Origin of the sequence: Agrobacterium tumefaciens, assembly GCA_025560025.1 — a bacterium.
Lineage (GTDB): Bacteria > Pseudomonadota > Alphaproteobacteria > Rhizobiales > Rhizobiaceae > Agrobacterium.
Genome location: CP048486.1, coordinates 288,000 through 301,724, shown reverse-complemented (window position 1 = coordinate 301,724; position 13,725 = coordinate 288,000). Strand labels below are relative to the sequence as shown.

Here is a 13,725-nt window from a genome sequence, read left to right as displayed (position 1 = left end):
ACCGGTTGACGAAAGCTTTATCCCTGACCGGTTCAGTTGAAGCGAGCGCCTGCCGCTTGTTTCTTCTCCCCGCCGGGGAGAAGGTCGCGGCAGCGGGATGAGGGGGCAAGCTCGCAGCCTATCGCTACCTCGCCCCCTCATCCGACCCTTCGGGCCACCTTCTCCCCGGCGGGGAGAAGAAACAAGCGGCGACGACGTGCCTCATGTCATTGCCTATGACATCCTGTTACCCGCTCATCCGCCACCAATAACCATTTGATTAAACGCTGCTGCGGGCCTAAGAATCCGCGCCGAATGCGTTGCAGAATGGAATGGCTGAAATGAAGAGATATTATTCGGATATGGGCGGTCTGGCGGGGCAGACGGAACTGCTGTCGAGCAAGGCTGTTTTCAAGACGGCCTATGCGGTCATCCCCAAAACCGTCATGTCCGATATCGTGACGAGCGTGCTGCCGCACTGGACCGGCACGCGGGCCTGGATTATTGCCCGGCCGATGACGGGTTTTTCCGAAACCTTCGCGCAATATATCGTCGAGGTGCAGCCCGGCGGCGGCAGCGACCGGCCGGAGCCCGATGAAAGGGCGCAGGCGGCTATCTTTGTCGTCGACGGTGAAATGACGGTGGAGTTCGAGGGCGCGCAGCATGCCCTGCGGGAGGGGTCTTTCGCTTTCCTGCCGGCCGGTTCGCGCTGGCAGCTGCGCAATTCCGGCAAGGCGCCCGTCAAGTTCCATTGGGTCCGCAAGGCGTTTCAGGCGGTCGATGGCCTTGAGCCGCCGCCGGCGATCTTTTCGCATGAGGATGAGATTGCCCTGTCGGCCATGCCCGACACGGACGGCAAGTGGGCGACGACCCGGTTCATTGATCCGGAGGATGTGCGTTACGACATGCATCTCAACATCGTCACCTTCCAGCCGGGTGCGACCATTCCCTTCATGGAAACCCATGTCATGGAGCACGGTCTCTACGTGCTGGAAGGCAAGGCCGTCTACCGGCTGAACGAGGACTGGGTGGAAGTAGAGGCGGGCGATTTCATGTGGCTGCGCGCCTATTGCCCGCAGGCCTGTTACGCGGGCGGGCCGGGCCGGTTCCGCTATCTGCTCTACAAGGATGTGAACCGGCATGTGAAGCTCTGGTAACGGGCGGCATATTGCCTGAAACCGTGAATTATCGCGCAATCCGCGGGCTTGCGCGATAAATGCTTGCTTTAGATCAAATATCCCTAATAAATCCCAATATGCGGTTGGCGATCGCTGCTCCGCATGATTTCGGCATCCGCCCGCATTCATCCTGAAGAAGACTGCCCGTATGATTGAGACGATCGATACCAATATCTTCAATCTTGCGCCCGTGGCGATGTGGATCGAAGATTTCAGCGCGGTGAAGAACCAGTTTGATATCTGGCGGGCGGAGGGTGTCGAGGATATCAGGACTTTTCTCCTGGAGGATTTGTCCCGCGTCGCGGCATGTTCGCAGAAAATCCGCGTGCTTCAGGTCAACGCCAAAACGCTGGAGCTGTTCGAAGCGCGCGATCAGGCGCATCTCGTCGACAATCTGCACCGGATTTTTCGCGATGACATGCTCGAAAGCCACGTGAACGAGCTTTCGGAACTCTTTGCGGGCAAGACGGAATTCACCAGCAATGCCGTCAATTACTCGATCGGCGGAAAGCGGCTGGATATCCAGCTGCGCGGCGCGGTCATTCCTGGCCATGAAGAAACGCTCGGGCGGCTGCTGCTCACGACCGAAGATGTGACGGAACGCGAGGAGGCGCGCCGCAAGGAGCTTGTCAACCGCCGTTATGCCGAAGGTATGTTCAAGCATTCGCCGGTTTCCCTCTGGGTGGAGGATTTTAGCCGGGTCCGTCGGCTGATCGAGGAAGTCAGGGAACGCGGCATCATCGATTTTCGGGTGTTCATGGATGTGCATCCCGAATTCGTTCGCCAATGCATGAGCGAAATCCGGGTGATCGACGTCAATCGGGCGACGCTGGATCTGTTTTGTGCACCGGACCGGCAGGTTCTGTTGCAGCGGCTCGGCGATATTTTCCGCGGCGAGATGGAAAAGCCGTTCCGTGAGCAGTTGATGGAGCTTTGGAACGGCAATCTCACCCATCACCGCGAGGTGGTGAACTACGCGCTGGATGGTTCGGAGCGGCATGTGCTGCTGCACTTTTCCGTTTTTCCGGGCCATGAGCGCGACTGGTCGCTGGTGCAAGTGGCGCTGACGGACATCACCGCGCGCAAGAAGGCGGAAGCCTATCTCGAATATCTGGGCAAGCACGATGTGCTGACCAAGCTGCACAACCGCGCTTTCTATTCCGATGAGCTGAACAGGCTGGATCGCAGCGCGCTACGCCCGGTTTCGGCCATCGTCATCGATCTCAACGGTCTGAAGGACGCCAATGACAAGCTGGGACACGATGCCGGTGACGCGCTGCTGCGGCGCATGGGCGAGGTTCTGAACGGCGTCGTGACAACGCCCAACCATGCGGCGCGCATCGGCGGCGACGAATTCGCCATCCTGCTTCCCGGGGCCGACAAGCAGATCGCCGCGGCCATGGTCGATACCGTTTATGAGCTGCTGAAGATCAATAACCAGTTCTATTCCAGCGCGCCGCTCAGCCTGTCGCTCGGTGTTGCAACCAGCGAGGCTGGCGAGACGATGGAATCGCTGGTGCGCCGCGCCGATATGAATATGTACGAGCAGAAAAATGCCTATTATGCGGCGCTGCGTAACAGATCCGCCGATAATAGCGATGCGACGAAGACCAGCCCGCAGCCTGAAACCACCTCGCTGAAGCGCCTGTTCTGACGTTCAGGCGGCCAGGGCTCTTTGACGTGCAGGGCCGTTCCTGCTTATGGCAACGGACCCATCGTCTTCACCGATATGCCCGCTAAGCCGTATTCCTCGATCTTCGATGGACTGGCCGGAATGCAGACGCGAGCGGTCTCAGCTTGTCGAGGGACTTGCCCTCAGCCTCGACGTCATCCTCGGGCTTGTCCCGAGGATCTGCCGACGTCACTAAGAATCGCAAGGGCTTGGATGCTCGGGACAGGCCCGGGCATGACGGAAGGGGGGGCGGGACTTCACTTGTCCGACTGTTGCCTCCGGCTAGTCGCGATATGTACAGCCTCTAACGCCATTTATCCTTCGTCCCTTGTAACTGCGTCCTGTCCAATCCGTCTCGCCCGCTTTCACAACCGCGTGAGAGCGCTGTTGCGCTGCAACAAATCCATTGCCAGAATTTTACATACGTCTTAGTATGTATGTAAATGTGACCTATTTTATGGATTCGGAGCGCAGGATGGCGAAGAGATTGGGACAGATCGTGGCGGTGTTCTTGACGGGCATCGTTCTGGTCGGATGTAGCGATGAGCAGGCGTCTGCTCCCGGCGCGCCTCCACCCGGCGCGGTGAAAGTCGTGACGGTGAAGCAGGAAGAATTGCCCATCAACAATGAACTGCCGGGTCGCATCGCGCCGACAAGGCTTGCCGAAGTGCGCCCGCGCGTTTCCGGCATCATCGTCGAACGGGTGTTCGAGCAGGGGTCGCTCGTCAAGGAAGGCGACGTTCTTTACCGGATCGATCCCGCACCGTTTCAGGTTCGTGTCGACAGCGCGGAAGGAACGCTGCGCCGGGCGCAGGCCGCGCAGCTGCAGGCACGGCAGACCGCGGACAGGCAGCAGCAATTGCGCCGCTCCAACGTTGGTTCCCAGCAGGAATTCGACAATGCCATCGCCCAGCTGGCGCAGGCGGATGCCGAGGTGGCCGTTGCCGAAGCCGGTGTCGCCGAAGCGAAGCTCAACCTGCAATATGCCAACGTTACCGCACCGATCAGCGGCATGATCGGCAGGGCGCGGATCACCGAAGGCGCGCTTGTCAGCGCCACCGGTTCGGAAAATCTGGCGACGATCCAGCAGCTTGATCCGATTTATGCCGATTTCACCCAGCCCGCCGCCGATCTCATTCGTCTGCGCAAGGCCCTGCAGGACGGTCAGCTGATGACCGGCCCGAATGAGGCTGAGGTCAACCTGCTGTTCGATGACGGCAGCCGTTATCCTATTCCCGGCCGTCTGCTGTTTTCCGAAGCCGCGGTCGATGAGACCACGGGTCAGGTGACGTTGCGTGGCGAATTCCCCAACCCGAATGGCGATCTGCTGCCGGGCATGTATGTCCGCGTCCAGATCCAGCAGGGTATTGAGAGGGCAGCCTTCGCCGTGCCGCAACAGGCCGTGCAGCGCGATGCGGGCGGGCAGGCGAGCGTGCTTGTCGTTAACGCGGAAGACACGGTTGAGCAGCGGCGTGTCAGTGTCGGCCGAGCCATCGGCGACCGCTGGGTGATTTCCGAAGGGCTGAAGGATGGCGATCGCGTGGTTGCCGAAGGTTTCCAGAAAACCGCACCCGGCGCGAAGGTGAAGCCCGAGCTGTGGTCGCGCGAGGCCGATGTCGCCGCCGCTGACGGGGCGGCTGCCCCGGCTGCGAAGCAATAAGGACCGATTTCATGGCACGTTTTTTTATCGATCGGCCCATTTTTGCCTGGGTCGTCGCCATCTTCATCATGCTGGCCGGCCTTCTCGCCGTTCCCATGCTGCCGATTGCGCAATATCCGAATGTGGCGCCGCCGCAGATTTCGATCGCGACCACCTATCCGGGTGCCGCGCCGGAAGACATTTACCAGAGCGTCACGCGTCCCATCGAGGAGGAGCTGAACGGGGTTCCGGGTCTTCTCTATTTTGAATCGACCTCCGAAGCCTCCGGTAGCATCTCCATCAACGTCACCTTCGCGCCGGGCACGAATATCGGCGAGGCGCAGGTCGAGGTTCAGAACCGCATCGCCCGTGTCGAGCCGCGCCTGCCGCAGGCCGTCACGCAGCAGGGTCTGCGCGTCGAACAGGCGGGCACCTCGTTCCTGATGATGGTGGCGCTCACCTCCATGGATGGGAATACCGACGCTATCGGTCTCGGTGACTATCTCAGCCGTAACGTGCTCGGCGAATTGCGTCGCGTGCCGGGTGTCGGCAGCGCGCAATTGTTCGCCACCCAGCGCTCCATGCGTATCTGGATGGATCCGGACAAGATGCTCGGCCTCAGCCTTACCTCGTCCGATGTCATCTCCGCCATTCAGGCGCAGAACTCGCAGGTTGCCGCGGGCCGCATCGGCGCGTCACCAAACCCGATCGGCCAGCAGATTTCGGCCACCGTCAACGTGCAGGGCCAGCTAACCTCGCCGGATGAGTTCGGCGCCATCGTGCTGCGTGCCAACCCGGACGGCTCCTCCGTGCGGCTGCGCGATGTGGCGCGGGTGGAAGTGGGCGGTGAAAGCTACGCCTTTTCCAGCCGTCTGAACGGCAAGCCCAGTGCGGCCATCGGCGTGCAGCTGTCACCCACCGGCAATGCCCTGCAGACTTCCGATGGCGTGCGCGCCACCATGGAGGAACTGTCACGCTATTTCCCGGCGGGTCTGGAATATGAAATCCCCTACGACACCAGCCCCTTTGTTAAGATCTCGATCCAGAAGGTAATCAATACGCTGGTCGAGGCGATCATCCTCGTCTTCGTGGTGATGTTCGTCTTTCTTCAGAATATCCGTTACACCATCATTCCCACGCTCGTGGTGCCCGTGGCGCTGCTCGGCACCTGCGCCATCATGTATGTCTCGGGTTTCTCGATCAACGTTCTGACCATGTTCGCCATGGTTCTCGCCATAGGTATTCTGGTCGATGACGCGATTGTCGTCGTCGAGAATGTCGAGCGCATCATGGCTGAAGAACATCTGTCGCCGAAGGAGGCGACCCGCAAGGCGATGGGCCAGATTTCCGGCGCCATCATCGGCATCACGCTGGTTCTGACGGCGGTGTTCGTGCCCATGGCCTTCTTCCCGGGTGCTGTCGGTATCATCTACCAGCAGTTCAGTCTGACCATGGTGGTGTCCATCCTGTTCTCCGGCTTCCTCGCGCTGTCGCTGACACCGGCGCTCTGCGCTTCGTTCCTGAAGCCGATCAAGGCCGGACACCATGAAAAGAAAGGCTTCTTCGGCTGGTTCAACCGCGGCTTCGACAAGGCGTCGCATAAATATTCCTCATCGGTTGGGTCGATCATCAAGCGCTCTGGCCGCTTCATGGTCATCTATGCGGCGCTGCTTGCCGGCCTCGGCTGGGCCTATATGCAGTTGCCGAGCTCCTTCCTTCCCAATGAGGACCAGGGTTACCTGATCGTCGACATCCAGGCGCCGGCGGAAGCAAGCAGTGACCGTACCCTGCAATCCATCCAGCAGATCGAAAAGATCTTTCTGGAAGAGCCTGCGGTTGACCGTGTGATCGCGGTTTCCGGTTTCTCCTTCTCGGGCTCCGGCCAGAATGCAGGTCTCGCCTTCGCAACGTTGAAGGACTGGAGCGAGCGTGGTCCGGAGGATTCCGCCAATGCGATCTCGGCGCGGATAAACGCCAAGCTGTGGGGCTTGCCGGACGCGATGTCCTTTGCGCTTTCGCCACCGCCCATTCAGGGTCTCGGCAATTCCAGCGGCTTCACTTTCCGCCTGCAGGACCGTGCGGGTGCGGGACAGGCAGCGCTGAGCGCCGCCGGTGCGCAACTGATGGCGGCCGCGCAGCAAAGCCCGGTTCTCGCCGGTCTTCGTATCGAAGGCATGCCGGATTCCGCGCAGGTCAATCTTCTCATCGATCGCGAGAAGGCCAATACATTCGGTGTGACCTTCAGCGACATCAACGCAACCATCTCGGCCAATATGGGTTCGTCCTATGTCAACGACTTCCCCAATGCCGGCCGCATGCAGCGCGTGACGGTGCAGGCGGAGCAGGGTCAGCGCATGAAAACGCAGGATCTTCTGCACCTCAACGTTCGCAACGCCAATGGCGGCATGGTGCCGATCAGCTCCTTCGCCTCGGTTGAATGGGTCCGCGGTCCCTCGCAGGTGGTCGGCTACAACGGCTATCCGGCCATCCGTATCGGCGGACAATCGGCACCGGGCTACTCTTCCGGCGATGCCATTGCCGAGATGGAGCGTCTGGCGGGTGAATTGCCTGCTGGTTTCGGTTTCGAATGGACCGGCCAGTCGTTGCAGGAAATCCAGTCCGGCTCGCAGGCGCCGGCGCTCATCGGGCTCAGCGTCCTGTTCGTCTTCCTGCTTCTGGCAGCGCTTTACGAAAGTTGGTCCATTCCGCTCTCCGTCATGCTGGTGGTGCCGCTCGGCGTCATCGGTTCGGTGGCGGCGGTGATGTTGCGCGGCATGCCGAACGACGTCTACTTCATGGTGGGCCTCATCGCCATCATCGGACTGTCTGCGAAAAACGCGATCCTGATCATCGAATTCGCCAAGGATTTGCGGGCAGAGGGAAAATCCACCTATGATGCCACAGTCGAGGCGGCGCATTTGCGCTTCCGGCCGATCCTGATGACCTCGCTTGCCTTTTCGCTGGGCGTGCTGCCCATGGCGATTGCCTCCGGTGCGAGCGCGGCCAGCCAGAACGCCATCGGCACCGGTGTGCTCGGCGGCATGATCTCGGCAACGATCCTCGCGATCTTCTTCGTTCCCGTCTTCTTCGTTTTTGTCATGAAGATTTTCGGGGATCGGAAGAAGGAGAATGAGATTGCTGCTGACGCCGTATCGCCTGCGGAATAAAACGGATGGAGAGGCCGGCACTTTCATTTGATTGAGTTCATGTGACTGACAGCCCGGCAATGCAGAAAGGCACGGTGCGAAGGCACCGTGCCATGATTGGAAGGAGACATCAGCATGCGCCGTACCAAGGCCGAGGCAGAAGAGACCCGGCAGGCGATTCTTGCCGCTGCCGAGCGGGTGTTTTTCAAGAAGGGCGTGGCCAACAGCTCCCTGGATGAGGTGGCGGCCGCCGCCGGTGTGACGCGTGGTGCGATATACTGGCATTTTTCCAGCAAGAGCGACCTTTTCATCGGGCTTTATGAATCGGTCGCCTTGCCCGAATCGGATCTGCTCGATTTCGACGATCCCGATCTGAAAGGCCTGGCGCTTCTCGCCAAAATCGAGGAAGCCGCTTGCAAGTGGCTGGCCCTGCTGGCGGGAGACGAACAGCGCCAGCGCATCATGACCATCAGCCTGCGCACCAACTATTCCGATGAGTTCGCACCGGTTCTGCACGCGCAGGAGGAATTGGACCGTTCCCAGAAAGAGCGCCTCGAGGCGGTTTTCGAGCGTGCGGAGGCCGAAGGCGCCTTCAATGACAACTGGACGGCGGAATCGGCACTCGATGCGATCTACTGGCTGATAAAGGGCATGTGTTCCGACTGGCTGCTTTTCGGCAAGCGTTTCGATCTTGCCAAGGAGGGCGCCGAGGCCGTGCATCGTCTGATGAAGGGTTTTCAGCGTTTTCCGGCGTTATGACCGGATTTTCGGACCCGCTGGCGCAGTCAAATTTAAGTGTATTCTAAAAGACCAGCGAAATTTGCTTTACGTACCTCAAAACGGACGCTAGCTTCTTCCTCGAGCTTTGGGAGGAGTTCGCAGATGGTCATTTCAAATAAAATTAAGGGGCAAGCGCCGTCCGTTCGCGCCGGATATCGGTGACGGCACATGGCTTTTGCTGAAGCGTCTCCAGACCCGGCCCTTATCCGGACGGTCGGGCTGTCGAAGTCTTTTGGTCCGGTGCAGGTTCTCAAGGATATTGAGATCGCGGTGCGTGCCGGCGAGGTTCACGCCATCATTGGCGAGAACGGCGCTGGCAAGTCCACGCTGATGAAGCTGCTTGCCGGCAATGAGAAGCCGTCGGGCGGCGAAATCCAGATTGACGGCGAGGCCGTTACGCTGAGCGGCCCGGTGGATGCCGAACATCGCGGCATCGTTCTCGTGCATCAGGAAATATTGCTGGCACCGGATCTGACGGTGGCGCAGAACATCTATCTCGGGCGCGAATTGCGCAAAGGTCCGATGGTGGACGACCGCGCCATGCGCGAGGGCGCCCGCAAGGCAATCGGCGATCTTGGCGGCACGATCGATCCGGACGCCATCGTCGGCAGCCTGTCGATTGCCCAGCGGCAGTTGGTGCAGATCGCCCGTGTGCTGCTGGTGCCGCATCGCGTAGTAATTTTCGACGAGCCGACCGCGAGCCTTACCCCCATTGAAACCGATGCCCTGCTGAACGTCATCCGCGACATCAGGGCGAAGGGCGTGGCGGTACTTTATATTTCGCACCGCTTGCCGGAGGTGAAGGAAATCGCCGACCGGGTGACGGTGCTGCGCGATGGCAGGCTGGTTGCCTCCCATCCGATATCGGCCCTCGAGCCGGCGGACATGGCGCGGCTGATGGTGGGGCGCGATGTGGCGAAGCTCTATCCGGACCGCCACGCCGGTGGCGAACACGAGCCGGTTTTGCAGGTGGAGCATTTTACCGTTCCAGGCTACGCACAGGATGCCGGTTTCAGCCTTCGTAAAGGCGAGATTCTCGGTTTTGCGGGTCTTGTTGGGGCAGGCAGAACGGAGCTTATGGAGGGCGTTCTTGGCCTGCGGCCGGGGCGCGGGACGATCCGCCATCTCGGCAAACCCGTGCATTTCGCCAAGGCGGAAGACAGCCTGAAGGCCGGTATTGTTTACCTGAGCGAGGACCGCAAGGGCAAGGGATTGCTGCTGACCAAGGATCTGCGGGTCAATCTCACGCTGGCCTCGCTCAAGAAATTCAGCCGGCTGTTCCAGATCGATACGCGCCGCGAGACGGCGGCGCTCGACGGAGCGATCCAAGATTTCGATATCCGCACCGGCCGCAAGGATCTGCTGGCGGGCCAGCTTTCCGGCGGCAACCAGCAGAAGCTGCTGCTTGCCAAGATGATGCTGCTTGATCCGTCCATCGTCATCATCGACGAGCCGACGCGGGGTATCGACATCGGCACCAAGGAGCAGATTTACCGTTTCATCGCCGGGCTTGCGGATGAAGGGCGCTCGGTCATCGTCGTCTCCTCGGAAATGCCGGAGCTGATCGGCATTTGCGACCGCATTCTGGTGATGCGTTCGGGTCGGATCGTCGGCGAGGTGACCGGGGAGCGCATGACCGAAAACGACATCGTGGCGCTGGCGACGGGCGTTCACACGCAGGAGGTTGCCTGAGGTGATCATGCGCAAGGGGAAAAATACTGAGGGGAAACATGACTGAGGCCGCACTTGATAACGGCAAGACGCCGAAGACCTCGAAGGACTGGGATCTGCGCGCCGTGGCGCCTTTTGTGGCGCTGGCCCTGCTTCTGGTTCTCGGCACCATCGCCAATCCCAATTTCATCGGCATCGACAATCTGCTGAATGTCGTTACCCGCAGCGCCTTCATCGCTATCATCGCGCTCGGCGCCACCTATGTCATTACATCCGGCGGGCTTGATCTTTCCGTCGGTGCGATGGTCGCTTTCGTCGCCAGCCTGATGATCCTGTTCATGAACAGCGGTGTCATCGCCAGTCCGCTGTTGATGCTGCTCGCCGCCATGGCGCTGGCTGTCGCCATCGGTGCGGCCTGTGGGCTGGCCAATGGTCTCATTACGACCATCGGCCGTATCGAACCTTTCATCGCCACGCTCGGCACCATGGGCATCTATCGCGGGCTGACCACCTGGCTGTCGCAGGGCGGTGCCATCACGCTGCGCAACCCGGAAATCCAGACGCTTTATCGTCCGGTCTATTTCGGCAACGTCTTCGGCGTGCCGGTGCCTGTTATCGTCATCTTCGTCACGGCCGCCATCGCCGCCTTCGTGCTTTACCGTACCCGTTACGGGCGGCATCTGACAGCCGTGGGTTCCAGCGAGGATGTCGCACGATATTCCGGCATTTCGGTCGCGCGGGTCCGCACCATCGCTTATGTCGTGCAGGGGCTTTGTGTCGCCGTAGCCGTGCTGCTTTACGTGCCGCGCCTCGCTTCCACCTCAGCCACGACAGGCATGTTGTGGGAATTGCAGGCCATCACCGCCGTCGTTGTCGGCGGCACCGCGCTGCGCGGCGGGGTGGGGCGCATCTGGGGCACGATCTGCGGCGCCTTCATTCTGGAGATCGTCGGCAACATCATGATCCTGTCGAACTTCGTCAGCGAATATCTGATCGGCGCCATTCAGGGTGCGATCATCATCATCGCCATGCTGGTGCAGCGTTCGCTCAGCCGCAGATAGCAGGGCGAGCGATGGGGAATTTGGCCGCGTTATGTGGGGCAGGCGCGGTTGTAAGAGGAGGAACGCCCCGGTCTTGGGAGGAAAGAGACTATGCGTAGTAAATTCATCGGCGTGGCCTTTGCCGCGCTGGCCACGGTGCTTGCGGGTTCAGCGCATGCGCAGGACAAGAAGGTCACCATTGGCGTGTCCATTCCGGCGGCCGACCACGGCTGGACGGCCGGTGTCGTCTACCATGCCGAGCGGGTGGCGAAACTTCTGATGCAGGAACATCCGGGTCTGAACGTCATCGTCAAGACCTCGCCGGATGCCGCCAACCAGGCAAACGCGCTTCAGGACCTTGCCGTGCAGGGGCTGGATGCGCTGGTCGTGCTGCCATCCGATCCCGATCCGCTGGTCAATGCCATCAAGGAGATCAAGGACAAGGGCACCTTCGTCGCGCTGGTCGACCGCGCGCCGAGCGTCAACGACAATTCGATCCGCGATCTCTATGTTGCCGGCAACAACCCGGCGCTTGGCCAGGTGGCGGGTGAATACATCAAGAAAACCACGCCGAATGCTGAAGTTGTGGTCATTCGCGGTCTGCCTATCCCGATCGACCAGCAGCGTCAGGACGGGTTCGACAAGGGTATCGCCGGCTCGGGCGTCAAGGTTCTCGACCGTCAATACGGCAACTGGAACCGCGACGACGCCTTCCGCGTGATGCAGGACTATCTGACCAAATACAAGAAGATCGATGTGGTCTGGTGTCAGGATGACGACATGGCGATTGGCGTTCTGGAGGCGATCCAGCAGGCGAAACGCACCGATATCCAGTATATCGTTGCGGGCGCCGGTTCCAAGGACATGATCAAGAAGGTCATGGACGGCGACAAGCTGGTGCCGGTCGACGTGCTCTACCCGCCGGCGATGGTGGCGACCGCCATGCAGCTGACGGCCGGGCATTTCTACGATCAGGTGCCGGTTGCGGGTGAGTATATTCTCGACGCGACGCTGATCACCAAGGACAATGCCAAGCAGTTCTACTTCCCGGATTCGCCGTTCTGATAAGGGGTCCGGCCACGCGACGCCCGCTGGAAGGCGGGCGTAGTGGCGGGCGGAACCCTTTTTTTCAACACGCGAAGAGGGAATGCAGCAAACATTTCCTCACACGCGACGTCATCCTCGCCCTTGAGGCGAGGATCCACAAGCGGCTTGGTCGTGGATCCTCGGGTCAAGCAACCGTGGACCTATTGTGCGAAAGCGGTGTCTGATCGAGCGATAGCGTTGAGGATGGTGATGAGTTTCCGCACGGTTGCGATCATGGCGAGTTTGAAGGGCTTACCGCGGGTTCTGAGCCTTTGATAGAAGGCGCCGAGGACAGGGTCCCTGACCTTGATGGCGCTGAGGACGGCCATATAGGCGATGTCGCGCAGATGCTTTCTGCCGCCAACACATCGCCCGTTTCGGTCCGATGCGCCCGACTGGCGCGCATAGGGCGCGACACCGACAAGGGCGGCGGCGACCTTTGCGGAGACTTTGCCCAGTTCCGGCATGTCGGCGAGCAGTGCCGTTGCCAGGACCGGCCCGACGCCGGTGACCTGGCGAAGGCGGGCATGGCTTTTGCGCAGCCGCGGCGTCTGCGCCAGCACATCACCGATTGCCGCATCCAATGTGGCGATATCCTGAGCGATGGTCCGCAGGCGCTCCCCGATCAGGTCGCGCACCAGCGGTTCGTCGATGGTGTCGAGTTGGCTGACCAGCCCGCTCCTTTCGGCCAGCAGGCGCCGGCGGTGGGTGCTGATCGCATGCAGCCTGCGGCAAGCCGGATCAGGCGCGTAGGGTGTGAGGTCACGCCATACCGCCATCAGATAACGGGCGATCATGGCCGCATCGATGCGGTCGGTCTTGGCCAGCTGGCCGATGGCGCGGGCAAAGCTGCGCACGCGGGCAGGCGCCACGACATAAACCTCAAGGCCTTCGGCATGAAGACCATCGGCCAGCCTGCTTTCATAACCGCCCGAGGCTTCGAGACCGACGGCGACCGGCCCCAGTCCCCTAAGGCGCCGGGCCAGCTGCGTGATCTCGTCCGGTGACGAGCCGCAACGAAAGCTTTTACCGGCGGGATGGGATATGGATGTCGAAGTACTGCTTGGAAACGTCGATGCCGACGACGGCGATATCATGTATCATGGCCTTGCTCCCAGGCTTGTGGTGCGGGCAAAAGCCCGATCAACCGTTCGGGGTCAAAGGGAGCAGGCAGGGCCTTGCTTGACCTCGGCTGTTTAAACCAGCCCGAAAAAACGGCCGCCTGCCTGCATCAGCCGGGCTTGCGCTGCCCGGCTGATGCATCCAGTAAACCACAAATCGTCCACACAAGCCCGAGGATGACGTCGAGGTTGCGGGTCAAGTTGAGCGTCATCTCTGTCAGGCGCGGACAGTCTCGCTCCGCACATCTTTCCTCTCCAGTCACTTACCGCAAAATATCTCCCCTTCCATTCCCACCCACCCATTCCGTCGCATCATTCCCCTGCAACCGGAATGGAAGGGCGATACGCGCGGCGCCTTTTGCGGACCGGCGGCCGGCATCGACAAGCATGGTTCTGGCAGACCATGTTCCGGA

Annotated in this window: 9 protein-coding genes; 8 read left to right on the top strand and 1 reads right to left on the bottom strand. The window is 60.7% G+C overall.

What is annotated here, in order from left to right:
• Nucleotides 1-311: 311 nt before the first annotated feature.
• The 8 genes from FY152_15370 to FY152_15335 all read left to right on the top strand — a co-directional run bounded on the left by FY152_15370 (nucleotide 312) and on the right by FY152_15335 (nucleotide 12,170).
• Entirely contained in the window at nucleotides 312-1,136 is an 825-nt protein-coding gene (locus FY152_15370) for a (S)-ureidoglycine aminohydrolase (GenBank protein UXS33552.1), read from the top strand.
• 169 nt (nucleotides 1,137-1,305) lie between these two features.
• Nucleotides 1,306-2,811 (top strand): sensor domain-containing diguanylate cyclase, encoded by a 1,506-nt coding sequence (locus FY152_15365; GenBank protein UXS33551.1) that lies wholly within the window; start codon nucleotides 1,306-1,308, stop codon nucleotides 2,809-2,811.
• A gap of 451 nt (nucleotides 2,812-3,262) precedes the next feature.
• Complete coding sequence (locus tag FY152_15360; GenBank protein ID UXS33550.1) at nucleotides 3,263-4,489, top strand: efflux RND transporter periplasmic adaptor subunit; 1,227 nt, start codon at nucleotides 3,263-3,265, stop codon at nucleotides 4,487-4,489.
• An 11-nt stretch (nucleotides 4,490-4,500) separates the two neighbouring features.
• Entirely contained in the window at nucleotides 4,501-7,635 is a 3,135-nt protein-coding gene (locus FY152_15355) for a multidrug efflux RND transporter permease subunit (protein ID UXS33549.1), read from the top strand.
• A gap of 108 nt (nucleotides 7,636-7,743) precedes the next feature.
• Complete coding sequence (locus FY152_15350) at nucleotides 7,744-8,373, top strand: TetR family transcriptional regulator (GenBank protein ID UXS35078.1); 630 nt, start codon at nucleotides 7,744-7,746, stop codon at nucleotides 8,371-8,373.
• 189 nt (nucleotides 8,374-8,562) lie between these two features.
• On the top strand, nucleotides 8,563-10,086 hold the full coding sequence (locus FY152_15345; protein ID UXS33548.1) for a sugar ABC transporter ATP-binding protein: 1,524 nt from the start codon (nucleotides 8,563-8,565) through the stop codon (nucleotides 10,084-10,086).
• 38 nt (nucleotides 10,087-10,124) lie between these two features.
• The gene (locus FY152_15340) at nucleotides 10,125-11,126 is read left to right on the top strand and encodes an ABC transporter permease (GenBank protein ID UXS33547.1); all 1,002 of its coding nucleotides are present in this window, start codon (nucleotides 10,125-10,127) and stop codon (nucleotides 11,124-11,126) included.
• 90 nt (nucleotides 11,127-11,216) lie between these two features.
• Complete coding sequence (locus tag FY152_15335; protein UXS33546.1) at nucleotides 11,217-12,170, top strand: ABC transporter substrate-binding protein; 954 nt, start codon at nucleotides 11,217-11,219, stop codon at nucleotides 12,168-12,170.
• Between the two features lie 182 nt (nucleotides 12,171-12,352).
• Here FY152_15335 and FY152_15330 read toward each other — a convergent pair whose 3' ends face one another.
• On the bottom strand, nucleotides 12,353-13,288 hold the full coding sequence (locus tag FY152_15330; GenBank protein UXS33545.1) for an IS110 family transposase: 936 nt from the start codon (nucleotides 13,286-13,288) through the stop codon (nucleotides 12,353-12,355).
• Between the last annotated feature and the right edge of the window lie 437 nt (nucleotides 13,289-13,725).

Bases quoted from the DNA above. Each gene is read 5' to 3' on its own strand.
- FY152_15370 (UXS33552.1), top strand. From the start codon at position 312: ATGGCTGAAATGAAGAGATATTATTCGGATATGGGCGGTCTGGCGGGG.
- FY152_15365 (UXS33551.1), top strand. From the start codon at position 1,306: ATGATTGAGACGATCGATACCAATATCTTCAATCTTGCGCCCGTGGCG.
- FY152_15360 (UXS33550.1), top strand. From the start codon at position 3,263: ATGTATGTAAATGTGACCTATTTTATGGATTCGGAGCGCAGGATGGCG.
- FY152_15355 (UXS33549.1), top strand. From the start codon at position 4,501: ATGGCACGTTTTTTTATCGATCGGCCCATTTTTGCCTGGGTCGTCGCC.
- FY152_15345 (UXS33548.1), top strand. From the start codon at position 8,563: ATGGCTTTTGCTGAAGCGTCTCCAGACCCGGCCCTTATCCGGACGGTC.
- FY152_15340 (UXS33547.1), top strand. From the start codon at position 10,125: ATGACTGAGGCCGCACTTGATAACGGCAAGACGCCGAAGACCTCGAAG.
- FY152_15335 (UXS33546.1), top strand. From the start codon at position 11,217: ATGCGTAGTAAATTCATCGGCGTGGCCTTTGCCGCGCTGGCCACGGTG.
- FY152_15330 (UXS33545.1), bottom strand. From the start codon at position 13,288: ATGATATCGCCGTCGTCGGCATCGACGTTTCCAAGCAGTACTTCGACA.